Genomic DNA, 23,381 nt, shown 5'->3' on the forward strand with positions numbered 1-23,381 from the left:
CCGAAATGTCATGCAGTCCAAAGGTCGCAGCGGATTGTCGGCGCAGCGTGGCATTTGCATATAATGAGCATTCGCCGGCCGGTTTGCGATCCGCTACGTATCTTACAGCGAAGGATTCCATGCTCGAAGGACTGCGCCAATTCATCGCTGACGTCGTTTCGCCGCAGCAGACCCCGGCGTTCGACGACAATGGCTATCAGCTCGCGGCGACGGCCCTGCTGATCCACGTCATCTCGCTGGACGGCGAGCCGAGCCAGATCGAGCGTCGCAAGCTGCACGGCCTGATCGAGCGGCGCTTCGGGCTCGATCCCGGCAGCGCCGACCGGCTGATCGCGCAAGCCATGCTGGCGGAGGGCGACGCGGTCGATCTCTATCGCTTCACCAGCGTCATCATGCGCGAGGTCGACGAAGCCGGCCGCCTGCGCATCGTCGAGATGATGTGGGAGCTGGTCTACGCCGACGGCAAGGTGACCGAATTCGAGGACAATGTGGTCTGGCGCGCCTCGGAGCTGCTCGGCGTCTCCACGCATGACCGCCTCGACCTCAAGCACCGGGTGGCGGCGCGCAAGTCCGGCGCCCCGGCTTGAACCGCGTCGCTCCGGGTGGAACCGACTTCATGCGGAGATGAACAAACTTTAATTTTGTTCCGGACACCCCCGTTCATGTAAATCCATGTGAATCTGAGGCTATTGCCGCAATCCAGCGCAAGGCCATGCATCGCGGTGTCTTGCATGTTCCCGTCCCACTATGCTCTCGTCCGCCGCAATTGGATGATGTGCAAATTGTGATCGAAGAGCAGGGATCGTGGGTGAACGTGTCACGCTCGTAACGGGTGCCTCTGCCGGAATCGGCAGCGAATTGGCGCGCGTGTTTGCCGCGAACGGGCACCGGCTCGTATTGACGGCCCGGCGCGAAGACCGGCTCGAGGCGCTGGCGCAGGAGATCGCCGCCAAGGGCGGCCCGGCGCCGCTGGTGATCCCCTGTGACCTCACCTCCCCCGACGCCGGCGCGACCATCGAGGCTGCGCTGTCGGCTGCCGGCCTGGAGCTGCAATATCTCGTCAACAACGCCGGCTTCGGCCTGTTCGGCAAGGCGGTGCAGCTCGACCGCACCGAGCAGCTCGACATGATCTCGGTGAACGTCCGCGCCCTGACCGAGCTGTCGCTGCGCTTTTCCGACCAGTTGATCCGCAACAAGGGCGGCATCCTCAATCTGGGATCGGTGGCCGGGTTCCTGCCGGGGCCTGGCATGGCGGTCTATTACGCCTCGAAGGCCTATGTGATCTCGTTCACCGAGGCGCTGCGCAAGGAGCTGGCGCCGCATGGCGTCCGGGTCACGGTGCTGTGTCCCGGTCCGGTGCCGTCGGAATTCCAAGACCGCGCCGGCTTCAAGCCGGGCGTGGATTCGGTGATCCTCAACGTCTCGCCCAAGGCCGTGGCGGAAGCCGGCTATCGCGGCCTGATGGCCGACAAGCGCGTGGTGCTGCCCGGGCTCGGCATCAAGATCGTGCCGTTCATGCTGCGCTGGTTCCCGCGCGGCTTCATCCTCGCCGCGGTCGGCCGGCTGCAGCTGAAGCGGACCTGATCGCGCTGGCCCGGCGCTTGCTTTGCAATGTGCGCTCGCTCACGCGCCGTTAACCTTTGCTTAGCTATGATCGCCAGGTGATGCTCAGGCAAGACCCTTCGCTCCATCCGAACGGGACCCAGGCGGACGTTCGGCATCTCTACTCGAAGCTGGCCCCGGCGGCTGCGCCGCAGCGGCCCGTCCTCATCATCCTGCATCAGGAAACATCGAGCCCTGGCCGCGTGGGCAACGCCCTGCGCGCCCGCGGCTATCCGCTCGACCTCCGCCGGCCGCGGTTCGGTGATCCGCTGCCGGAGACGCTCGATGGGCATGCGGGTGCCGTTATTTTCGGCGGTCCGATGAGCGCGAACGATCCGGACGACTTCGTCCGCCGCGAGATCGACTGGATCGAGGTGCCGCTGCGGGAGCAGCGTCCCTTTCTCGGGATCTGCCTGGGCGCGCAGATGCTGGCGATCCAGCTCGGCGCGCCGGTTACGCCGCATCCAGAGGGGCGCGCCGAGATCGGCTATTATCCGATCCGCCCGACCCGGGCCGGGCGCAGGCTTTGCCCGCATTGGCCTGATCACGTCTATCACTGGCACCGCGAGGGCTTCGATCTGCCTGATGGCGCCGATCTGCTCGCCGAGGGCGGCGACTTTCCGGTGCAGGCCTATCAATACCAGAACGCCACCGGGCTGCAGTTCCACCCCGACGTGACCTACGCGATGATGTGCCGCTGGACCACCCGCGGTCATGCCCGGCTGGACACCCCCGGCGCCCGTCTGCGCCACCATCATTTCGAGGGTCGCGCCGTGCATGATGCCGCCGAGCGGGCCTGGCTGGCACATTTTCTGGATGGCTGGCTGGCGCGCGAGCCGGTGGCGGCGATGGCCGAGGCGGCGGAGTAGGACGGGCGTCCTGATCAATCGATTGGCTTGGAATGTTCAGACTTCAGCCCGGCTTCGCCAAGAGGCTACGCCGGGCACCACGCTTCGCCTTTCAGGCATTGCGTGGCTGCGCCACGCGTAGCCTGAAAGGCGAAGCGTGGTGGAGCCAGGCGGGATCGAACCGCCGACCTCGTCATTGCGAACGACGCGCTCTCCCAGCTGAGCTATGGCCCCGTAACACGACCGCTTTGATGTTGGGAACAGGCGGCCGGCAGATCGGGCGCCATTTACAGTCGGTGCCCTGGTCAAGTCAAGAACGGTCACATCGCCTGTTAGCCTTGACGGGCACCTTCCCTTGTTTGCGCGGGAGGGAACAGATATCTAACCGGGTGATATCTCGTTCCAGGAACCCCGGATGATACGCCTCTTAGACTTCGTTGACTGGCTTCTCGGCCTCTACGTGTTCATCCTGGTCGTTGCGGCAATCATGTCCTGGCTGGTCGCGTTCAGCGTCATCAACGTCCGGAACGACTTGGTCCGACAGGTGCTTTACACGCTTGATGCTCTGACAGAGCCCGCGCTCCGACAGATTCGGCGCTTCGTGCCTCCTGCCGGAGCGTTGGACCTTTCGTTTCTCGTTCTCTTCATCCTCATCCAGTTCATCCGGTTCGTGATCATCCCGGCGCTTCAGGGTCTGTTTGTCTAGCGCCTGCACGCACTGACGTAGACGCGCGGGATTCAAGGGTGCTGCTTGCGTCAACTCAGGTCTGCTGCTGATTCGGATCGAGGGTCCCTATCGATGGTCCCTTGGCGATGTTCGAAGGGCGGCGTCACCCTCGCATTGCGGGTGACCCCACGCGGCGGCCGGGACGCCGTCGATGGGGTCGAGACGCTGTCCGACGGCCGCAATGTGCTGAAGGTCCGGGTGCGCGCGATCGCCGATGGCGGCGAGGCGAATCGCGCCGTGACCGAGCTGCTGGCCAAGGCGATCGGCGTCACCAAGGCCTCGGTGCGAATCACCTCTGGCGCGACGTCACGGCTGAAACAGGTCGCCATCGACGGCGATCCGTCGGCGCTCGATCAGGCCTTGCGCGACCTCACCGCAGCCCATAAGCCGACCCGGAAACAACGAGAATAGACGCAAGAAGCGCGAGCCGAGGCCTTTCGGCTTCGCAAGCGGCGATCTTCACCCTCCCCTGGAGGGGGAGGGTCGCCTCACGGTGAGCGAAGCGAGCGTGAGGCGGGGTGGGGTGATCTCTCCACCGGCACCGGCATCCGTGGCTTCACCCCACCCCGCTCGCCCGCTTCGCGTGCGATCGACCCTCCCCCTCCAGGGGAGGGTGGGTGCACGCGGCCAGCATCTTGCTCGATGAACAGCCTTTGAACCGAGGATAGAGCAAAATGACCGCGCGCATCATCGACGGAAAGATCATTGCAGCCGACCTGCGCGCGCAGGTCGCCCGTGAGGTCGAGCGGGTCAAGCGCGACCATGGCCTGACACCCGGCCTCGCCGTCGTGCTGGTCGGCAACGATCCGGCGTCCGAGGTCTATGTCCGCAGCAAGCACACCCAGACCCAGGCCGCCGGCATGGCCTCGTTCGAGCACAAGCTGCCGGCCGACGTTTCGCAGGACGAGCTGCTGGCCTTGATCGGCAAGCTCAACCGCGATCCCGCCGTGCACGGCATCCTGGTGCAACTGCCGCTGCCGAAGGGGCTGGAGACCGAGGCCGTCATCAACGCCATCGATCCGGCCAAGGACGTCGACGGTCTGCATCCGCACAATGCCGGCCGTCTCGCCGGCGGCCAGCCGGCGCTGGCGCCGTGCACGCCGCTCGGCTGCATCATCCTCAGCAAGACCGTGCACGGCTCGCTGGAGGGCATGAACGCGATCGTGATCGGCCGCTCCAACCTGGTCGGCCGTCCGCTGGTGCAGCTGCTCCTCAACGAGAACGCCACGGTGACGATCGCGCATTCGCGCTCGCGCGACCTGCCGGCGCTCACTGCGCGCGCCGATCTGGTCTATGCCGCCGTCGGGCGCCCGGAGATGGTGAAACGCGACTGGATCAAGCCCGGCGCGACCGTGATCGACGTCGGCATCAACCGTATCCCAACAGCTGACGGCAAGACGAAGCTGGTCGGCGACGTCGCCTATGCAGAAGTGGCGGAGGTCGCCGGCGCGATCACGCCGGTGCCCGGCGGCGTCGGCCAGATGACGGTCGCGTGCCTCTTGGTCAACACACTGCGCGCCGCCTGCGCCATTGCCGGGCTGCCGAAGCCGGCGGTGTAACCACCTGCGTCATTCCGGGTTCAGCCGCTGCGCGGCTGCCCCGGAATGACGTCAATTGTTTTCACTTCTTCGCGGCCTTGGCGCGCGCGATGCCCTCGGCGATCAGCTGGTGGGCGTCGTCGGCATTGCCCCAACGTAGCACCTTCACCCACTTGCCGGGCTCGAGATCCTTGTAGTGCTCGTAGAAGTGCTGGATCTGCTGCAGCGTAATGTCCGGCAGGTCCGAATAGGTGCGGACCTTGTCGTAGCGCTGGGTCAGCTTCGAGGACGGCACCGCGATGATCTTCTCATCGCCGCCAGCCTCGTCCTCCATCAGCAGCACGCCGACCGGGCGCACGCTCATGACCGCGCCGGGCACGATCGCGCGGGTGTTGGCCACCAGCACGTCGCAGGGATCGCCGTCGTTGGACAGCGTGTGCGGGATGAAGCCGTAATTGCCGGGGTAGCGCATCGCCGTATAGAGGAAGCGGTCGACGAACAGCGTGCCGGCTTCCTTGTCGAGCTCGTACTTGATCGGCTCGCCGCCGACCGGCACTTCGATGACGACGTTGACCTCGCGCGGCGGATCTTTCCCGATCGGGATGGCGTCGATGCGCATGGATGCTCCGTAGAACTTGAACGTTTCAGGGTCGGACGCCCGTGGAATGAGCGCGGGCATTCGCAGTCGCAAAAAAATCGCGGCTGCGCAACAGCTACCTCAGGCCAACACTTTCAGTTCAATTCGAGGGCGCGTTAACGCCTAACGCGCACAGAGCACAGCCGGTCCAGGCTCAGTTGGTCCAGGCAAAGGCGACCTTGTCGAGCGACTTCGGCCCGAAGCGCTCCGACGACCGCGCGACCATGCGGCCGCCCAATGCGCGGTAGAACTCGGTGGCGGGATCGTTGTCGGACAACGCCCACACCACCATGCTCTTCAGGCCGCTCTGCGCGAGGTCGCGCTTGGCGGACTGAAAGAGCCGGCGACCGAACCCCAGCCCCTGAAATTCCGGTCGCAGATAAAGCTCGTAGACTTCTCCGTCAAAATGCAGGCTGCGGGCGCGATTGCGGCCGTAATTCGCATAGCCTGCGACCTTGTCGTTGAACACCAGCACGCTGACGCGGCTGCCTTTGCGGATCGCGCTGTCCCACCATTGGGGGCCGCGCCGGTTGATCAGCTTCTCCAGCTCTGCGCCAGGGATGATCCCCTGGTAGGCGGAACGCCAGGCTTCATCATGGGCTGACGCCACCGCAGCCGCATCTGCAGCCTTGGCCGGACGGACTTCGATCAGGGTTGTGCTCATGACGAGATCAAAGCAAGTCGGCGGTCCGCCTTCAAGGTGCCACGTTAAAGATCGGTTAACCTGTGGACTTTCGGCATCACCGTGGCGGAAAGCTGTGCCGAAAAGGGACAATTTCGCAACATTGTCGGGCGCCGGTGGTGTCCTGTCACCGCTGTTTCATACGTCGCGGGAAAAACTGCATCTGACCGGCCGCGGCGTGGGCTAGTGTGGCGCAAGCTCAACATCTTCTCGTTCGGCTGAATGGTGCTGCTTCGCTGCGTCTCATGGTTGCTCGCACTGCTCGTCCTGTCGGCAGCCGACGCAACGGCACAGCCGTTCGGTCCCGCGTCGCCCGAAGCCGAGCCGGCGCGCCGGCAGCAATGGCTGATACCGTCCATCAAGACCGAAATTCCCGCGCATGCGATCCTCTATCGGCCTGCCGGCCACGGGCCGTTTCCGCTGGCCGTGATCGCGCATGCCTCGACGCAGAATCCGCTGTGGCGGGCACAGCTGCCGCAGCCCACCTACACGGCGCTGGCGCGTCTCCTGGTGGGGCGGGGCTATGCCGTGCTGGTCCCGGAGCGGCTCGGGCACGGCCGCACGGGCGGTCCCTACGTCGAAGACCAGGGCGGCTGCGCCGACGCGGACTACGAGAGAGCAGGACGCGCGACGGCGGCGCAGATTTTGCGCGCGCTCGCGGACATGCGCGAGCAGCCGTTCGCCGCGAAGGGCGGCGCCGTCATCATCGGCCATTCGGCCGGCGGCTGGGGCGCGCTGGCACTCGCCGATCAGCCGCCGCAGATCGTCTCAGCAATCGTCGTGTTCGCGCCCGGCCGTGGCGGGCATGCCGACGACGTGCCCGGGCGTGTCTGTGCAGAGGCGCGCCTGCTTGATACGGCCCGCGCATTCGGACGCGGCGCGCGCGCGCCGGTCACGTGGCTGGTTGCGGCCAATGACAGCTACTTTCCACCACCGCTTTCGCGTCGGCTTGCGGATGCCTTCACGTCGGCTGGAGGCCAGGCGGGCTTCAACCTGTTGCCACCTTCCGGCGAGGAGGGGCATTGGATGATCGAGCACGACGACGGCGTGGCACTGGCGGCGGATTTGCTGTCGAGGGCGCTGACAACGACACGTCGATCGACGCATCCGGTGCCGCCGAACTAGCAGGACACGATGACGCTGTATTTCCTGGTCAAATATCTGCACGTGCTCGGCGCCATCGTCATTCTCGGCACCGGCACGGGGATCGCATTCTTCATGCTGATGGCGCATCTGAGTGGCGAGGCCGCGTTCATCGCTCGCACCGCCGGCGTGGTCGTGATCGCCGACATGCTCTTCACATTGTCCGCGGTGTTGCTGCAGCCGGTCACGGGCGGCACGCTGATGTGGCTGTCGTCGACCGCTGTGACTGACGGCTGGCTGCTCACCTCGCTCGCGCTCTACGCGGTCGCCGGGCTGTTCTGGGTGCCGGTGATCTTCATGCAGATCGAGCTGCGCGACCTGGCGCGCCTCGCGGACGTCGGCGCCGAGGAGCTGCCGCCGCGCTACTTCATCGTCTTCCGCCGCTGGTTCCTGTGTGGCATCCCCGGTTTCGGCGCGGTCATGGCCATTCTCTGGCTGATGATCGCAAAGCCGTTCTGACGAGACGCGCATGATCACGTCGACCAACCCCCGCATCCTTGTGCTTGGCGCTTCCGGCCTGATCGGGCGCTTCATCACCGACGATCTGCGCCAGCGTGGCTGTGCGACGGTCGGTGTGGCGCGCGCGTTCTCGCCATCACAACGCGTGTCACCGTTCGACATCGAGCTGCCGATCATGGCGCTCGATGCGCCGGCTCTGGCGAGTCTGATCCGCGCTCACGAGATCGATGTCGTCGTCAACTGCCTCGGCGTGCTGCAGGATGGCCCGGGCAGCGACACTACGGCCGTGCATCGTGAGTTCGTCGCGCGCGTGCTCGCAGCGATCACGGCCTGCGGCCGTCGCATGCGCTTCATCCACATCTCGATCCCCGGCACGGCCGATGAGGATCGCACCGCCTTCGCGACCACCAAGCGTGAGGCGGAGCAGTTGATTGCATCCTCAGACATTCCCTACGCCATCCTGCGCCCGGGCTTCGTGATCGCGCCATCGGCCTATGGCGGCAGCGCGATGGTCCGCGCGCTGGCAGCGCTTCCGGTCGACCTGCCGGCGAAGGTTGCGGCGACACCGTTCCAGCCGGTGGCGGTCGCGGACATCGCCGCGACCATCGCCTGGCTCGCGATGCGGCCGATCGATGACGAGGCGACGCGCGCGGTGAGCTGGGACCTGATGCAGCCCGAGGCGGCGACGCTTGGCGACGTGCTCGGTGCGTTTCGGCGCAGTTTCGGCACAATGGATTGGCCACGCGTTGCCGTGCCCGCGCCGCTGATCAATCTCGGCGCTTTCGCCGGTGACCTCTGCAGCCGGCTCGGCTGGATGCCGCCGATGCGCACCACGGCGATCGCCGAATTGCGCAGGGGCGTACGTGGCGATCCGGACCCGTGGATCGCGGCAACCGTCATTACCCCGACGACGCTGGACGACGCCGTGGGCACGCATGGCGCCACCATTCAGGACAAATGGTTCGCACGCCTGTTCCTGATCAAGGCGCTGATCATTGCCGGCTTGGTGTTGTTCTGGGTCGCGTCCGGCAGCATCGCACTGTTGGTCTCGTTCCCCGCGACCACGGCGATCCTGACCACGCGCGGCTGGCCCGACTGGTTCGCCGTCCCGTTTGCGGCGATCACCAGCATGGTGGACATCTCGGTCGGCGTATTGATCGCGTTCCGCAGAACCGCAGCATTCGGGCTCGCCGCCGGCATCCTCGTCTCGCTCGGCTACATGCTCGGCTGCGCGATCCTCACGCCCGACCTCTGGCTCGAGCCGCTCGGAGCGCTGGTGAAGACGGGACCAGCGATCGTGCTGATGCTGGTCGCGCTGCTCATGATGGACAATCGATGATGACCCACTGGCCCGACGACGACGTGATCCTCTACGACGGCGTCTGCGTGTTCTGCTCCCGCTGGGTGCAGTTCGTGATCGCGCGCGACACCGCAAAGCGCTTCCGCTTCACGCCGATCCAGTCGCCTTACGGCACCCGGTTGGCGCAGGCCTTCGGCATCGATCCCCAGGAGCCCGACACCAATGCGGTGGTGCATGGCGGCAAGGCGCATCTGAAATCCGATGCTGCGCTGACCGTATTGTCGAGCCTGCCGGGCTGGGGCTGGACGCGCGCGCTGCGCGCCATCCCGAAGCCGCTGCGCGATGCGGTCTACAGCCTGGTCGCGCGCAACCGCTACCGCATCTTCGGCAAATACGAATCCTGCTTCGTGCCCGATGCCGAGCTCCGGAGGCGGGTGCTGGAGTCGTGATCCGATCCGCGGGTGAGACGCGGGAGCGAGCCAGGAATTGATCGATTTGATCGAATGATATATACGATATAATCTGTTGGATCGATTGATAGCAGCATGAAATTCTCCTCTCCAGACCCTGTTTGGGAGAGTTTTCCATGGCTGCCCCGTCGCATGATCTGATCGCCGATGCGCCCGTTGCCATTCATCATCGACCTGCCCACGCGCCTGCGACGCCGGGGGCACCGACGCTGCTGCCCGGGCTCGCGCTGTCCGCGGCGCTCGCGGCCGGCGCCTTCGGGCTGCGCCTGGTGCCGGGCCTCGGCCTGTTCAGCCCGATGATCCTCGCGATCGTGGCAGGGATGGCACTGCATAACGTCATCGGCACGCCGGCGCGAGCCAAGCCCGGCGTCGCCTTCTCGATGCGCCGCGCGCTGCGGCTGGCGATCATCCTGCTCGGCCTGCAACTGACGGCCGCCCAGATCATCGAGGTCGGCGCGCGTGGTCTCGCCGTGATCGCGCTGAGCCTCACCGGCACCTTCGTGTTCACGGTGTGGATGGGACGGCTGCTCGGCATCGATCGCAAGCTGGCGGAGCTGATCGCCGCGGGCACCTCGATCTGCGGCGCATCGGCCGTGATCGCGACCAACACGGTCACGCGCGCCCATGACGAGGACGTCGCCTATGCGGTGGCCTGCGTCACGGTGTTCGGCTCGATCGCAATGTTCATCTATCCGCTGCTTCCGGCGCTGCTGCATCTCGACGCGCACGCCTTCGGCCTGTGGAGCGGCGCCTCCATTCACGAGATCGCCCAGGTGGTCGCGGCCGCGTTTCAGCAGGGCCAGCAGGCCGGCGAGTTCGGCACCATCGCCAAGCTGGCCCGCGTGATGCTGCTGGCGCCGGTCGTGCTCACGCTCGGCCTGCTGGCAACGCGGCGTGCGCGCCATGGCGGCGAGACCCGGAGCAATGCGCAGCCGCCGCTACCCTGGTTCGTATTCGGCTTCATTGCGCTGGTCGGCCTCAACAGCGTGATCAGCATACCCGCCGAGATGAAGACGGTGATCGTGACGGCGACCACGTTCCTGCTGTCGATGGCGCTGGCCGCGATGGGACTGGAAACGGATTTCGCCAAGCTCAAGGCAAAGGGCCTGCGGCCGCTGGCGCTGGGCCTGCTCGCCTTCCTGTTCATCGCAGGCTTGAGCCTGGCCCTGGTGAAGCTGACCACATAGGACGCACGTGACGCTCGAACAGCTCAGGATCTTCGTGGCGGTCGCGACCCGCGAGCACGTCACGCAGGCGGCCCGCGACCTCAATTTGACCCAGTCGGCGACATCGGCGGCTGTGGCCGCGCTCGAAGCCCGCTACGAGACCAAGCTGTTCGATCGCGTCGGACGCCGCATCGTGCTCACGGCGACCGGGAAGGCGTTTCTCGTCGAAGCAAAGGCGGTGCTGGCGCGCGCGGCCGCCGCCGAGACCGTGCTGAACGATCTCGCCGGCCTGAAACGGGGGCAGCTGGCGCTGGCGGCCAGCCAGACCATCGCGGGCTATTGGCTGCCGGCCTTCATTCACCGCTTCAATGCCGCGCATCCAGCGATCAAGCTGCAGCTATCGATCGGCAATACCGAGCAGGTTGCGACCCAGGTCCGCGAGGGCTCTGCCGATCTCGGCTTCGTCGAGGGCGATGTCGACGATCCCGTGCTCACGGCCCAGCCGGTCGCGGAGGACGACATGGTGCTGGTCGGCCCGATCGATCATCCGCTGTGCCGCGGCAGGTCGGTGACAACCAGCGACCTGAGGACGGCACGCTGGGTGTTGCGCGAGCAGGGCTCCGGCACGCGCGCCGCGCTCGAAACAGCGCTGGGCCGCTTCGGAATCACCCCGGCCGAGCTCGATGTGGTGTTCGACCTGCCGTCCAACGAGGCCGTGCGCGGCGCCGTTGAAGCCGGCGCCGGCGTCACGGTGCTGTCGCGCCTGGTGGCAATGCGCGCCGTCAAGGCGGGGCTGCTCGCCGTCGCCAACATCGAGCTGCCCAAGCGGCACTTCTACAGCCTGCGCCACAAAGAGCATCATCAGACGCAGGCCGCACGGGAGTTTCTGCGGATGGTGGGGGAGACGCATTGATTGGGGCAGGTCATCCCGAGCGCAGCGAAAGCGATCCAGAAATCCCACCGCGGTGACAGTCTGGAGTGCCTCGCTGTGCTCGCAACGACGGTGGATGTGCTAGCGCCTGGTTACTGACGCCAGAGCTTCCCGCGCCGCGCGCTCGCCGCTGTCGCGCGCGCCATGGGCGGTCGAGAAGAAATCCACGGGCGTCGCCTCGCCGGCGAAGAACAGCCGATCATCAACCGGCGCGGCCAGCACGGCGCGCTTGTCGGCATGTCCGGGCAGTGCATGCGAATAGGCGCCGCGCGCGAACGGGTCGGCGCCCCAGCGGGACTCGGCGAGCGGACGGAGGCTCTTGCGGATGTCGTTGCCGAGCAGGGCCGCGATGTCGTCGATCGCCTGCGCCGCCAAGGCCCCCTCGCCCGCCACTTCGATCTCGCGAGCGAAGCTGCCGCCATAAAAACCTTCGATGCAGGGCTGGCCGAACGGGCGCAGCTGGAAGCTGCCGACCCGCGCGGTGTGGCTTCGGCCGCGCATGCCCGAATCCCTCGGCAGGTGCTCCCAGCCGTCGAGCGCCAGCGTCACCTTGTTGTCGAGACCGAGCGGCAGGCCAGCGGCGGCTTCGACCTTGCTCGGCAGGGCCGGCGAAAAGCGGAGCGCTTCGTCGACGATGAGACTGGTCGGCACGGTCACGATGACCTTGTCGGCCGTCACCGTGCCCCGCGAGGTCGTCAAGCGAATGCGCCTGTCGCCGTGATCGATCAGGGTCACGTTGCAGTTCAAGGCGATCGGCAGGCCCCCGCCATAGGCGGCGACCAGCGCGCCATAGCCGTGGCGAACGCGCCAGTTCAGCTCGGTGTCCTCATAGGCTTCGAAGTCGAGCAGCGACATCTGGTCGAGCTCGCAGCCGTTGAGATAGGTGCAGATCGCATCGATCATGCCGTTCCAGCGATTGCCGGGCTCCAGGCAGATGCTCGCCGGGGCATCGCGGCCACTCTTGGCGGCCTCTGCGGTGCGCGTGAAGAACGCCTCCAGCGCCCGCAAGAACTCCTCGCGCTCGTGGCGCGGAAATGCCGCGTCATAGGCCTGGTCGCGCCAGGGCGGCCGGCTGGTGTCGATCGTGAAAGCAAGCCGCTCGGCGATGCCGACGAAGGAGTTGCGATCAGCCGAATGCAGCCAGCCGCAGCCGAGATCGAAGGTGACATCAGGCGAAGCCATGATGGTGTGAGCACGGCCGCCGATGCGGTCGAGGGCCTCCAGGACGATGAACGAGACGCCCTTGTCCTGCAGCGCATGTGCGGCGCCGAGGCCCGCGGCACCCGCGCCGATGATGGCGATGTCGATGGAGGATGGGAAAGACATTGGCTCATCCAACTCCGTCGTCATGCCCGGCCTTGTGCCGGGCATCCACGTCGTCCTCGCAAGCCGCAAAACGTGGATGGCCGGGACAAGCCCGGCCATGACGCATTTGAGGATGGAGGGCGGAAATTACGCCACCGCTTCCTTCTGTTTCTCGGCGCGCTTGCGCTCGTTCGGATCGAGATGCTTCTTGCGCAGGCGGATCGACTTCGGCGTAACCTCGACCAGCTCGTCGTCCTCGATATAGGCCAGCGCCTTCTCCAGCGTCATCCGGATCGGCGGCGTCAAACGGACCGCCTCGTCCTTCGACGTGGTGCGGATGTTGGTGAGCTGCTTGCCCTTCAGCACGTTGATCTCGAGATCGTTGTCGCGGGTGTGCTCGCCGACGATCATGCCGCGATAGACCTTCCAGCCCGGCTCGATCATCATCGGGCCGCGGTCCTCCAGCTTGAACATCGCGTAGGCCACCGCCTCGCCCTGGTCGTTGGAGATCAGGACGCCGTTGCGGCGGCCGGCGATCTCGCCCTTGAACGGGGCATAACCGTGGAACAGGCGGTTCATGATCGCGGTACCGCGGGTGTCCGTCAGCAGCTCGCCCTGATAGCCGATCAGGCCGCGGGTCGGCGCGTAGAACACCAGCCGCAGGCGGTTGCCGCCGGACGGGCGCATCTCGATCATCTCGGACTTGCGCTCGCTCATCTTCTGCACGACGACGCCGGAATGCTCCTCGTCGACGTCGATCACGACCTCCTCGATCGGCTCCAGCCACGCGCCGGTGGCCTCGTCCTTCTGCAGCACCACGCGCGGACGCGACACCGACAGCTCGAAGCCTTCGCGGCGCATGGTCTCGATCAGGATCGCGAGCTGCAATTCGCCACGGCCCGACACTTCCATGGCGTCCTTGTCGGCGGATTCGACCACGCGCAGCGCGACATTGCCCTCGGCCTCGCGCAGCAGGCGGTCGCGAATCATGCGGCTCGTGACCTTGTCGCCTTCGGTGCCCGCCAGCGGCGAGTTGTTGACGATGAAGGACATCGACACGGTTGGCGGGTCTATCGGCTGCGCCGGGAGCGGAGTCTCGACCGAGGGATCGCAGAACGTGTCGGCGACGGTGCCCTTGGTCAGGCCTGCGATGGCGACGATGTCACCGGCCTCGGCCTCGTCGAGCGGCACGCGCTCGATGCCGCGGAACGCGAGAATTTTGGAAATACGGCCCTGCTCGACGACCTTGCCCTCGGCGTTCAGCACCTTCACGGCCTGGTTGGGCTTGATGCTGCCCGAGGTGATGCGGCCGGTGATGATGCGCCCCAGGAAGTTGTTGGCCTCCAAGATGGTGCCGATCATGCGGAACGGCCCCTCTTCGACCGACGGCGCCGGCACATGGCGCAGCACCAGGTCGAACAGCGGCTGCATCCCGGCGTCCTTCGGACCTTCCGGGCTCTCGGCCATCCAACCCTGCTTGGCCGACCCGTACAGGATCGGGAAGTCGAGCTGCTCCTCGGACGCGTCGAGTGCGGCGAACAGGTCGAACACCTCGTTGATGACCTCGGTCGGACGGGCGTCGGGACGGTCGACCTTGTTGATGACGACGATCGGCTTGAGGCCGACCTTGAGCGCCTTGGAGACCACGAACTTGGTCTGCGGCAGCGGGCCCTCGGCGGCGTCGACCAGCACCAGGGCGCCGTCCACCATGTTCAGGATGCGCTCGACCTCGCCGCCGAAATCGGCGTGGCCGGGGGTGTCGACGATGTTGATGCGGGTGTCCTTCCACTGCACCGAGGCGGCCTTGGCCAGGATGGTGATGCCGCGCTCGCGCTCCAGGTCATTCGAGTCCATGGCGCGCTCGGCAACCTTCTGGTTCTCGCGGAAGGTACCCGACTGCTGCAGGAGACGGTCAACCAGGGTGGTTTTGCCGTGGTCGACGTGGGCGATGATGGCGATGTTGCGAAGATTCATGGTCGGTGTCTTCTAAGCTTTCTCAAGAGCCCGTGCTCTGTCCCCGGCGGGGCGCGCGCTTTGTTATAGTCGAATCAAGCTGTTAGCTTTACGACGCGCGCTCGCGAAACTCGTTCGGCGGCAGGGGCCGGCAGCCCCAAATAGGAAGCCCGGCCAATCGACCGGGCAGACCTCACGCGTTGCGGCGCAATATAGGCAGAAAATGCCAAAAAACAATGACTGCTTTCAGGAACGAGGAGCGGTTTCCGAGCGGCTGGCTAACGCCTCCGCGACCGCACGCTTCCGGGCGGCGCGGTAGAAGACGAGACCAACCACTCCGACCGGCGATCCCACGAGGACCAGCGCTGACAGCCGTCGGCTGCGTCTATGCGCGGAAAGTAAAAAACGCCTGCGGGCTCAGCCCGTCGCGGCCTGCTCGGTCGGATAGACGCCGCGCAGGACCTCCTCGAAATGGGTCTTCACGGCTTCGTTGCACAGGCAGGAGCGGCGCTTCAGCGCGTCGAAGTCGCGCACCATGAAGGCGCCGCGGCGGGTTTCGAGAATGCCCTCGGCTCGGAAGGTCTGGACGACCCGGCTGACATAGCTGCGGCCGACGCCGAGCAGCGTCGCCAGCTGCTCATGCGTCAGCGGCACGATCGGCTCGCCGTCGGTGCGGTCCATCGCGGCCACGATCCACTTCGCCGTCCGCTGCTCGATCGAATGAATCGCGTTGCAGGCGGTCGACTGGAACATCTGTGCCAGCATGCAATCGGCGTAGCGCGCGAACACGTTGCGGAGCGTCTTGGATTGCAGCTTGGCGGCCGCTAGGCGGGACAGTGGCAGCCGTGCAAACGGGCCGCCGAACTTGACGACGATCCGCGTATAGGCCGGCAGGAAGCCCTCGCTGACGATGCCGCCGACGGCGCCCTCGCGGCCGACCAGGATGGTCTCGACGTCGCGGCCGTCCTCATTGGGGACGAGATAGGACGTGAGCGCCGGCCCACAGGGAAAATGCACGATCTGCACATCGTCCCCGGGATTGTAGAGCAGATCGTTCGGCGTTGCCTCGTCCTCCACCAGATACGGCGAGATCAGCGCGTAGTCGGCCGGACTCAGCCGCAGCAGCAGGTTGTTGTGGGGCCGTTCCCGGTTCAGCGTGGTCACACCCTGGCTCAGCATCGTCATCCCCCGCGCGCAACGCATGTGCGTGATTCGTGCTCCTTGTGTTCACAAGTGCACCGACACAGGAACTCTGATATGCTGCCTTGGTTCCAGGAACCCGCCAGCGCACTCAAGAGGAGACGCCGGCTGCGGCGCCCATCCCTCATCCTGGAACCCGCAGATCCCATGACCAGCTCGCAATCAAGCGTGCCCGAGCTTTATCAACATGTGCTGGTCGTCGAAGACGACCCTATCATTGCGCTCGGATTGGAAGACACGATCACCGACCTCGGCGTTCCCGACATCAGGATCGCAGCCGACGTCGCGACCGCGCTCGCCATGATCGCGGAGCGCGCCCCGCAATTCGCATTGCTCGATGTCGGCCTGGTCCGCGAAAAGAGCTTTGCGATTGCCGAGCGGCTAACGGCGCTCGGCATTCCCTTCGCCTTCTCCACCGGCTATGGCGCCGACCGCGTGCCGGCCGCGTTCGCCGACCGGCCACGGCTGCCGAAGCCTTGCCCGACCGACGCGCTGGAGGCGGTGCTGCGCCGACGCGACTAGTTGCCGTCGCAGCACGCGATCGTCTTGCCGCCGAACAACGAGACCTCAGCCGAGCTTCGGATCGAGCGTGGTCGACCACAGCGCGACGTCGGCGCGATCGCGCAGGGTCACGGTCATCTGGCCCGTGGCGCCCTCGATCTTGACGTGGCCGAAGAACTGCATGCCGGCCGATGGCGGCAGGTTCTGCTTATCGAGGCCCGGCGCCTTGATGAAGCGCACCTCGGGGCCGAAGGTGTTGTCGAGCTCGTTCGGACCGAACGTGCCGGCATGCAGCGGACCGGAGACGAACTCCCAGAACGGCTCGAAGTCCTGAAACTGCGCCTTGTTCGGATCGTAATAGTGCGCGGCCGCGTAGTGCACGTCCGCCGTCAGCCACACCGTGTTCTGGATCGGCGCCGTCTTGATGAAGCGCAGGATCTCGGCAATCTCGAGCTCGCGGCCGCGCGCCGGGCCGTCCCCTTGGGCAACCGCTTCCGAGCCCTTCTTGTTGGCCGCGTCGTCATAGACGATGATGCTGAGCGGCATGTCGGAGGCGATCACCTTCCAGGTCGCGCGCGAATTGAGCAGCGCCTGCTTCAGCCAGCGCATCTGCTCCGGCCCGATGAAGTAGGACGCCGGACCATATTTGTCCTCGAGATTGGGACCGTTGGCGCCGCGGTAGCTGCGCTCGTCGAGCACGAACACGTCGAGATGCGGGCCATAGTTGATGGTGCGATAGACTCGGCCCGGCTCGATGATGCTCTCGCGCATCGGATACATCTCGTGGAAGGCGCGCGCCGCGCGGGCCGCGAGCAGCTGGATGTTGCGCTCCTTGTAGCTGGCCGGCAGCTCCTTGGAGGCCGACCAGTTGTTGGTGACCTCATGATCGTCCCACTGCACGAAGATCGGCACCTCGGCATTGAAGGCGCGGACGTTCTCGTCGAGGAAATTGTATTTGTGAGCGGCACGGAACTCGTCGAGCGTTTCGGCGACCTTCGCCTTCTCTTCCACGGTGAGGTTCTTCCACACCTTGTTGTCCGGCAGCTTCACCTCGGACTTGATCGGGCCATCGGCATAGATGGTGTCGCCGGAATGCAGGAAGAAGTCCGGGCGGTGCTTCTTCATCGTCGAGAAGGTGAACATGCCGCCATCGTCGGGATTGATGCCCCAGCCCTGCCCCGCCACGTCGCCGCCCCAGACGAACGAGACGTCGCGCTTGTTGCCGGGCGCGGTGCGGAAGCGGCCAAGCGCGGCCTCGCTTTCGACCGCGACATGCGAAAGGTCGCGAAACTTGACGCGGTAGAAGATGTCCTGGCCGCTGGGCAGACCGTCGATCAGCATCTTGGCCGTGAAGTCGCTTTCCGGAAGTGCGGCGACCGGAGGCAGCGTACGCGCGTCCTTGAACGACTCGGTGGTCGCCACCTCGACCAGCATCTGCGACGGCCGGTCGGCACGCGCCCAGACCACGCCGCCATCCATGCCAACGTCGCCGGACTGCACGCCATGCGTGATCTGCGGCCGGTCGGCGGCGCGGCTCAGATAGGGCATCGCCAGCGTCGTGACGCCGGCTGCGGCGGCTGTCGACAGGAAGCGGCGGCGGGACAGGGCTGTGCGCGGTCGAGGAATGCGAAGCGTCATGCGGATCTCCTGGTCGGATCGCGCGCGGGAGCAGGCGCGAGCCACGGCCCGGCAGACCTAGAAAAGATTGATGACGCTGGAATTACACGCGGCGTCTTGGGCAGTGCGCGACACCGCCGCAAGGGGAGCGTGGCAGACCTCAGGTGCCGGCGGCACGCAACTGCGCGCCGGTGCGCTGCAGATTGGCGGGCATGCTCATCAGGATGAGCTTGCGATCGGCCACCGCGTTGTGGAACTGCTCGAGCGCGATGTTGAACGCGGTCAACGCCGCGTGCTCGATCGCGCCGTCCTCGAAGCAGGTCAGCGTGTTGCGCAGGATCTCGTCGGCCTCGGCCTGGAGCTGATCGAGCTCCTCGGTCGAATCGCACTTGCGCGCGATCGTGATCATCTCCAGCAGACGATCGCGCAGCGAGGTGTTGATGGTGCGTTCGTCGCGCTTGAGATAGCCGGCGAACCACGCGCCGGCCGAGCCCATCGCCGAAAGCGCCATCAGGCTCCACCAGATGTAGTCGCTGTAGCGGTCGAGGAAGGTCTTCTCCTCGCCGTCGACGAAGGCCGCCGCGCCGGGATGGACGGGGATCGCGGCGTCCTTGTCGGTGTCCGGCGTCTCGATCTTGGCGGCAAGCGGAAATTCCGACATCAGCTGCTGGCGCACCGAGAACAGCTGATGCGTGAACGTCGAGACCGTCGATTCGGCGAGGCCCTTGCGTGCCACGATGTGGTGATTGAAGCTGATCGTCTTCACTTCATCTTCAGGGCGATCGGGCGCCCCGCCGAACGCGCCGGCCGGAATCTCGGTGGCCTCGTATTCGGGATGGTTCTGTGCGATGGCTCCGGCGGAATCGATGGCCAGGAAGGTGGGGGGGCCGCCCTCCTTGGTAGCGGCGGCGATCGCATCCGCCGTGATTTTGCTGTTGATGGGACCGGCCGCCAGATAGACATCGGCCCTCTGGCTTCGGACCGCTTCGGCGGCCTCGGTGATCGGGAATTGGACGATCTCGACCTTGCCGGGGTCGACGCCATATTGGCGCAGGATGACCTTCAGCAGGTTCGCGTTCGCCGGCGTCCGGCCGATGATGCCGACTTTGTGGCCCGCGAGCTGCGAGATCTTCGTGATCTTGGCGCCACCCTTGCGGCTCTTGCCCTTGCCGGACGAGGGCACCCAGAGGACGACGACGTTCTTGCGCAGCGTCGCTACCGCCTGTGCGTTCTTTGGGACCTCGAGGTCACCCCGCACGATCGCAAGATCCACCTTGGCGGCGGCCAGCGCCTGCGCGCTCTCGGCGGCGCCCTCGGTCGGAACCGGCCGCAGCCTGACGGAGGCGTGCGACTGGGAAAAGGCCTGGGTCAGGGCCTGGACGACCTTGAGGTCGTCGCTGTTGGGCGGACCGACCGCGATCTTGAGCACCACGGGACGCATCGCAAAATAGTAGGCACCCGTCAAAGCGCCGACGACCGCGAGGATCCCGGCGATGACGATGAACACGGCAGGGCGCATCCGTGAGCGCTGCGCTGGCGTGGTCTGAGTATCTACCAGATTCCGTCCTCCGGTGGTCCCAGGGCCGGGCGACGCCACCGGCGGCTTCGTCTGGCCACGTCGTCCTTCGATAGAGCTGAACTGTAGCAAATTTCTTGTCCGCCCGGGGTGACATCTGCGTCATGGTTACCACCGCACCAGTCCACCGCAGGATCGGGGCAGTTCCGAGCCCCTCCGGCATGGCGCCTGTGACAAGGCTCTGATCGGGATGCGTTTTCGGCTAGTCTTGGCAACCGGACACCGGCGCGATCCAGCCGGAGGTAGCCCCGCAATCGCCCGGACGCTGCCACGTGTCCGGTCGATTGCACCACAAGAGGAGATCGAGATGCCGCAACGATTGTCGGCGGAGGCACGCGCCACCGCCCTGCGGGAGCTTCCCGACTGGTCCGAGCTGGAGGGCCGCGAGGCCATCGCCCGCACCTTCACGTTCAAGAACTTCAACGAAGCGTTCGGCTTCATGACCCGGGTCGCGCTGGTCGCCGAGAAGCACGACCATCATCCCGAGTGGCGCAACGTCTACCGCACCGTCGAGGTGGTCCTCACGACCCATGACGCAGGCGGCGTGACCATGCGCGACATCGAGCTCGCCAAGGCGATGAATGCGATCGCCGCGACGATGCGCGGCTGAGGCCTTGGCGACGACGGCACGCGCCTTGCGGCCGGCGTCGCCATCACCACATCCGAGGGCGAGGACCGCGCCTCCAGCGCCGTCTGGAACCGGAGATCGGACATCATGTCGGATGCGACCGACTACAACGTTGGCTTCGAGCCCGCGGAGCGGCTGGCCCGGGATCGCGAGACCCTTCGCCGCCGTTTCTGGATCAAGTTCAAGACGGTTGTCGCGCGGTTGCCGTTCGCCGAGGAGCTGCTTGCGGCGTATTACTGCGCCTTCGACAAGGAGACACCGCGGCACGTCCAGGTCGCCCTGCTCGGCGCCATCGCCTACTTCGTCGTGCCGTTCGACTTCATGCCTGACGTGTTGCCCATCCTCGGCTTCACCGACGACGCGGCGGTGCTCGCCACCGCCATCCGCATGGTCGCCTCGAACATCACGCCCGACCATCATGCCGCGGCCCGCGCCGTACTCGCGCGGCTGGCGGCAGACAAGAACGCTGACGTCGCGAAGGACGGCGAGAATATCGGCTGACGGCGGCTTGGGCCGGCAAGCCGGGTTCCCGCAGTCAGCGCCTCGGAAGGGCACAACGGCAAACGACAGCAAAAAGCCCCGCGTTCGCGGGGCTTTTCTCCTGATGGGACCTCGTTGAACGCTACGAGCTCAGCGCTGGCCGCGCGCCTGGGCGCGGGCGCTGCCGGTCTTCTCGGCCTCCCAGGCCTGGTACTGCTTGAACAGCGCCTCGCGGTCGGCCTCGCTCGGCATCGCCCTGCCGGCGCTGCTCTGCTTCAGGAAGTCATCGAAGCGGTCGCGCTGTGCGCCTTCCATGGCATGGCTCTCCAGCCATTTGCTCGCGGACGGCAGCCGCTGCCAGCCGGCCAGCGGCGCCGACAGCGAGACCTCCTTCCACTTCGGATGGAACGGCGGATTCTGGAATGCCGGGAATTTGGTGAAGAAGGCATCGACGAAGGTCGCGAGCTTGCGATAGCGGTCGGTGTTCGGCGCCCAATTATAGGCGGCGAGCACGGCCGGCACCGCGATCGTGTCGACCTTCTCGCCCTCGGCGATCAGGTTCGGATAGTCCTTCGCGGTCAGGGTCGCCGGCAGGTAGTCGGTCTGCAGCGGTCGATCGTAATCGACGTTGACGAGATGGAAGCGCCCGTCGTTGACGAAGGTGCTGACCGACTTGTAGGGCTTGCCGCCGACCACGATGACGGCATCGAGCTCGCCGCGCTTCAGCTTCTCCATCGCGATGCGCTGCTCGATATAGGCGAAGTTGGCGCGCAGGCCCAACCGCTCGAACACCGTCAGCGCCGTGACGAAGGTGCCGCCATTCGGCAGGTCGACGCTGACCCGGCGGCCTTCGAGGTCACGCAGCGTGCGCACCGCGCGTGGCGCGATGACCTGCATCTCCTCGTTGTAGAGCTTGGTGACGTAGGTGAACTGCCGCTTGATGTCCTTGGCGAAGCCCTTGCGCTCGAGATAGTCGAGCGTGTCGGCTCGGACGATGCCGAGATCGACACCCTGCAGGAACAGGATGTCGGCCACGCTCTGGACCGAGCCGCGGCCGACGATCGGCAAGACGCGCAGATTGTTGCCGTCATCGAGCAGCGAGGCCAGATCGGCGCCGAACTGCACATAGGTGCCGCCGATGGTGCCGGTGATGAGCGTCACCGTGTTGGCGTTCAGCGCCTGCTTGGTCTGCACCGAGCCGAACTGGAAGATCGCCTTGAGGCTGTCGCTCACCTTGGCGGGGTCGAACTCGCCTTCCTCGGCGTGGGCAGCAAAGCCGCACGCTATCATCATCATTGCGGCTACGGCCGCTCCAACAACACGTCGCATCTGTCCCCCTCGATGTAAGGTTGGCACATGTTTACGAGCCGGAACGCGGGCAGCACCAAGTCTCACCTGGCGTCGCCCATGAACGGACTCGAAAATCACGCGTGAAACAAAAAAATGAAACGGGGCGGCATCGCTGCCGTCACGAGCGTTCAGTTCTGCAACTGATCGAGCCTGCGCTGCGCTTCGGTCGAGCCGAGCTGGGCGGCGCGGCGGTACCAGTTGCGCGCCGCAGCCGGATCGGCATTGATGTTGCGGATGTCCTTCGTTCCCAGCACGTGCGGATCGTAGGTCTGCGCAAGCATCAGCGCCGCGGCCGGTTCTTGCGCCTCGGCGGCGCGCTCCAGCAGCAGTCGCGCCGGCGGGATGTCGCCCGCCGCCAGCAGGCTCTTGGCGCGTTTCATGATGCCCGCGAGCTCGTCGGGATCGAGCCGGCGGACCTGCGCGGGCGGCGGAGCAGCGGTCACGGCGCCGAGGCCGGGTGCAACGATTGCCGATCCCGCGCCAGGCGAATTGATCGAGGATGGCTCCATCGCGCTCGGGGCCGGCGCGGACGGTGCCGTGGCGAAGCTCGGTGGTGCTGCAACCGGCGCGGGCTGCGTCACGCTACGATTCTGCAGCGCTGTCTGGTAGGCGTTGGCGATGTCGTCACGCGTCGGGGCCACGGCTGCCGTCTGCACCGGCGCCGCAGCAGCCGGCGGCTCGGGCGGCAGTCGCGCCGGCTCGTTCAGCTGCATGTCGCGCGCGGTGAGCTGCGTGTTGGTGGCCTGCGGCGGGGCCGTAGGATCCGGCGTGGCGCCGATGATGGAAGCCTTGGCACTGGCGATCAGGTCGCGCGTCGCATCCGAGGTGACAAGCGCGAAGAGCACCGCGACGCCGGCCGCAGCCACCACGGCGAGAAGAATCCGGGACGAGACCGACACGCGGCGGGTCCGCACCGGCCACTGGTCCTCGAAATGCGTGCTGTCGATCTGATTGCCGCTCTCATACTCAGAGAGGAACATCGGCATCGATTCGTCGTTTGGATAGTTGTCCTGGGTCGACCGGCCGAAACGATAGTTCGGTGGGCGCTCCTGAGGGAGTTCATCGGGGAAAGGCCTGAAGTCAGGCTCCGAAGGAGTTCTGTTGTTGAAACGCCCGCGCGTCGTCCGCTCAGCCATGGCCTTCATCCCCATCTCAACTTCACGCAACATACTTTTGGTCCCAAGCCCGTCAGAAGCTCGAGACACGTCACGATTGCCAGAGGCACCCCACTGCCGACAACTAATTGACTAATTGAATCCGACTAAAAG

Annotated in this window: 24 protein-coding genes and 1 tRNA gene; 15 read left to right on the forward strand and 10 right to left on the reverse strand. The window is 65.9% G+C overall.

The genetic code is table 11. The features are described from left to right. The first annotated feature begins 119 nt into the window (after positions 1-119). The 3 genes from QX039_RS17965 (at position 120) to QX039_RS17975 (ending at position 2,471) form a co-directional block, all read left to right on the forward strand. Complete coding sequence (locus QX039_RS17965) at positions 120-587, forward strand: TerB family tellurite resistance protein (protein ID WP_315740478.1); 468 nt, start codon at positions 120-122, stop codon at positions 585-587. A 217-nt stretch (positions 588-804) separates the two neighbouring features. Continuing rightward, on the forward strand, positions 805-1,584 hold the full coding sequence (locus QX039_RS17970; protein ID WP_315740477.1) for an SDR family oxidoreductase: 780 nt from the start codon (positions 805-807) through the stop codon (positions 1,582-1,584). A gap of 80 nt (positions 1,585-1,664) precedes the next feature. Beyond that, the gene (locus QX039_RS17975) at positions 1,665-2,471 is read left to right on the forward strand and encodes a glutamine amidotransferase (RefSeq protein ID WP_315740476.1); all 807 of its coding nucleotides are present in this window, start codon (positions 1,665-1,667) and stop codon (positions 2,469-2,471) included. Positions 2,472-2,608: 137 nt separating this feature from the next. Here the strand turns inward: QX039_RS17975 and QX039_RS17980 are convergent. Then, positions 2,609-2,684, reverse strand: a tRNA-Ala gene (locus QX039_RS17980). A gap of 181 nt (positions 2,685-2,865) precedes the next feature. On the opposite strand from QX039_RS17980, the gene QX039_RS17985 reads away from it, so the two are divergent. The 3 genes from QX039_RS17985 (at position 2,866) to folD (ending at position 4,736) form a co-directional block, all read left to right on the forward strand. After that, complete coding sequence (locus QX039_RS17985; protein WP_315740475.1) at positions 2,866-3,156, forward strand: YggT family protein; 291 nt, start codon at positions 2,866-2,868, stop codon at positions 3,154-3,156. 93 nt (positions 3,157-3,249) lie between these two features. Further along, a complete protein-coding gene (locus QX039_RS17990) occupies positions 3,250-3,588 on the forward strand; it encodes a DUF167 domain-containing protein (protein ID WP_315740474.1) in 339 nt (112 codons plus the stop codon). Between the two features lie 263 nt (positions 3,589-3,851). Beyond that, positions 3,852-4,736: a bifunctional methylenetetrahydrofolate dehydrogenase/methenyltetrahydrofolate cyclohydrolase FolD gene (gene folD, locus QX039_RS17995; RefSeq protein WP_315740473.1), complete on the forward strand. Its 885-nt coding sequence runs from the start codon at positions 3,852-3,854 to the stop codon at positions 4,734-4,736. Between the two features lie 61 nt (positions 4,737-4,797). Here the strand turns inward: folD and ppa are convergent, their stop codons facing one another. Then, on the reverse strand, positions 4,798-5,334 hold the full coding sequence (gene ppa, locus QX039_RS18000; RefSeq protein ID WP_011923519.1) for an inorganic diphosphatase: 537 nt from the start codon (positions 5,332-5,334) through the stop codon (positions 4,798-4,800). Between the two features lie 172 nt (positions 5,335-5,506). After that, positions 5,507-6,016 carry a GNAT family N-acetyltransferase gene (locus QX039_RS18005; RefSeq protein ID WP_006611902.1) on the reverse strand — a complete coding sequence of 170 codons (510 nt, stop codon included), beginning with the start codon at positions 6,014-6,016 and terminating at the stop codon, positions 5,507-5,509. A gap of 240 nt (positions 6,017-6,256) precedes the next feature. Here QX039_RS18005 and QX039_RS18010 point away from each other — a divergent pair, with 240 nt between their 5' ends. The 6 genes from QX039_RS18010 to QX039_RS18035 all read left to right on the forward strand — a co-directional run bounded on the left by QX039_RS18010 (position 6,257) and on the right by QX039_RS18035 (position 11,485). Next, positions 6,257-7,159 carry an alpha/beta hydrolase family protein gene (locus QX039_RS18010; protein ID WP_315740472.1) on the forward strand — a complete coding sequence of 301 codons (903 nt, stop codon included), beginning with the start codon at positions 6,257-6,259 and terminating at the stop codon, positions 7,157-7,159. Between the two features lie 9 nt (positions 7,160-7,168). After that, on the forward strand, positions 7,169-7,636 hold the full coding sequence (locus QX039_RS18015; RefSeq protein ID WP_315740471.1) for a DUF2269 domain-containing protein: 468 nt from the start codon (positions 7,169-7,171) through the stop codon (positions 7,634-7,636). Positions 7,637-7,646: 10 nt separating this feature from the next. After that, the gene (locus QX039_RS18020; RefSeq protein ID WP_315740470.1) at positions 7,647-8,975 is read left to right on the forward strand and encodes an SDR family oxidoreductase; all 1,329 of its coding nucleotides are present in this window, start codon (positions 7,647-7,649) and stop codon (positions 8,973-8,975) included. Then, complete coding sequence (locus QX039_RS18025; RefSeq protein WP_315740469.1) at positions 8,975-9,385, forward strand: thiol-disulfide oxidoreductase DCC family protein; 411 nt, start codon at positions 8,975-8,977, stop codon at positions 9,383-9,385. The genes QX039_RS18020 and QX039_RS18025 overlap by 1 nt, the downstream gene beginning before the upstream one ends. Before the next feature lie 137 nt (positions 9,386-9,522). Further along, a complete protein-coding gene (locus QX039_RS18030; protein WP_409998829.1) occupies positions 9,523-10,593 on the forward strand; it encodes a YeiH family protein in 1,071 nt (356 codons plus the stop codon). Between the two features lie 7 nt (positions 10,594-10,600). Next, positions 10,601-11,485, forward strand: coding sequence for a LysR family transcriptional regulator (locus QX039_RS18035; RefSeq protein WP_315770616.1), 885 nt, complete (start codon positions 10,601-10,603; stop codon positions 11,483-11,485). Positions 11,486-11,584: 99 nt separating this feature from the next. Here the strand turns inward: QX039_RS18035 and QX039_RS18040 are convergent, their stop codons facing one another. The 3 genes from QX039_RS18040 to QX039_RS18050 all read right to left on the reverse strand — a co-directional run bounded on the left by QX039_RS18040 (position 11,585) and on the right by QX039_RS18050 (position 15,940). Further along, a complete protein-coding gene (locus tag QX039_RS18040) occupies positions 11,585-12,829 on the reverse strand; it encodes an NAD(P)/FAD-dependent oxidoreductase (protein WP_315740467.1) in 1,245 nt (414 codons plus the stop codon). A 126-nt stretch (positions 12,830-12,955) separates the two neighbouring features. Continuing rightward, a complete protein-coding gene (gene typA / locus QX039_RS18045; RefSeq protein WP_315740466.1) occupies positions 12,956-14,782 on the reverse strand; it encodes a translational GTPase TypA in 1,827 nt (608 codons plus the stop codon). Positions 14,783-15,178: 396 nt separating this feature from the next. Continuing rightward, the gene (locus tag QX039_RS18050) at positions 15,179-15,940 is read right to left on the reverse strand and encodes a Crp/Fnr family transcriptional regulator (RefSeq protein WP_315740465.1); all 762 of its coding nucleotides are present in this window, start codon (positions 15,938-15,940) and stop codon (positions 15,179-15,181) included. Between the two features lie 168 nt (positions 15,941-16,108). On the opposite strand from QX039_RS18050, the gene QX039_RS18055 reads away from it, so the two are divergent. After that, a complete protein-coding gene (locus QX039_RS18055) occupies positions 16,109-16,483 on the forward strand; it encodes a response regulator (RefSeq protein ID WP_315740464.1) in 375 nt (124 codons plus the stop codon). Positions 16,484-16,528: 45 nt separating this feature from the next. On the opposite strand, the gene QX039_RS18060 is transcribed toward QX039_RS18055, so the two are convergent. Next, entirely contained in the window at positions 16,529-18,100 is a 1,572-nt protein-coding gene (locus tag QX039_RS18060) for an alkaline phosphatase D family protein (protein ID WP_315740463.1), read from the reverse strand. 139 nt (positions 18,101-18,239) lie between these two features. After that, entirely contained in the window at positions 18,240-19,586 is a 1,347-nt protein-coding gene (locus QX039_RS18065; RefSeq protein ID WP_315740462.1) for a TAXI family TRAP transporter solute-binding subunit, read from the reverse strand. Between the two features lie 259 nt (positions 19,587-19,845). On the opposite strand from QX039_RS18065, the gene QX039_RS18070 reads away from it, so the two are divergent. Together QX039_RS18070 and QX039_RS18075 are read left to right on the forward strand one after the other, a co-directional pair. Beyond that, on the forward strand, positions 19,846-20,265 hold the full coding sequence (locus QX039_RS18070; protein WP_315740461.1) for a 4a-hydroxytetrahydrobiopterin dehydratase: 420 nt from the start codon (positions 19,846-19,848) through the stop codon (positions 20,263-20,265). 105 nt (positions 20,266-20,370) lie between these two features. Beyond that, positions 20,371-20,784 carry a YkvA family protein gene (locus QX039_RS18075; protein WP_315740460.1) on the forward strand — a complete coding sequence of 138 codons (414 nt, stop codon included), beginning with the start codon at positions 20,371-20,373 and terminating at the stop codon, positions 20,782-20,784. 129 nt (positions 20,785-20,913) lie between these two features. Here the strand turns inward: QX039_RS18075 and QX039_RS18080 are convergent, their stop codons facing one another. Both QX039_RS18080 and QX039_RS18085 read right to left on the reverse strand, forming a co-directional pair. Then, positions 20,914-22,092 (reverse strand): TAXI family TRAP transporter solute-binding subunit, encoded by a 1,179-nt coding sequence (locus QX039_RS18080; protein WP_315740459.1) that lies wholly within the window; start codon positions 22,090-22,092, stop codon positions 20,914-20,916. Between the two features lie 149 nt (positions 22,093-22,241). Beyond that, positions 22,242-23,249 (reverse strand): hypothetical protein, encoded by a 1,008-nt coding sequence (locus QX039_RS18085; protein WP_315740458.1) that lies wholly within the window; start codon positions 23,247-23,249, stop codon positions 22,242-22,244. Between the last annotated feature and the right edge of the window lie 132 nt (positions 23,250-23,381).

It is taken from the genome of Bradyrhizobium sp. SZCCHNR1043 (assembly GCF_032489675.1).
Taxonomy (GTDB): domain Bacteria; phylum Pseudomonadota; class Alphaproteobacteria; order Rhizobiales; family Xanthobacteraceae; genus Bradyrhizobium.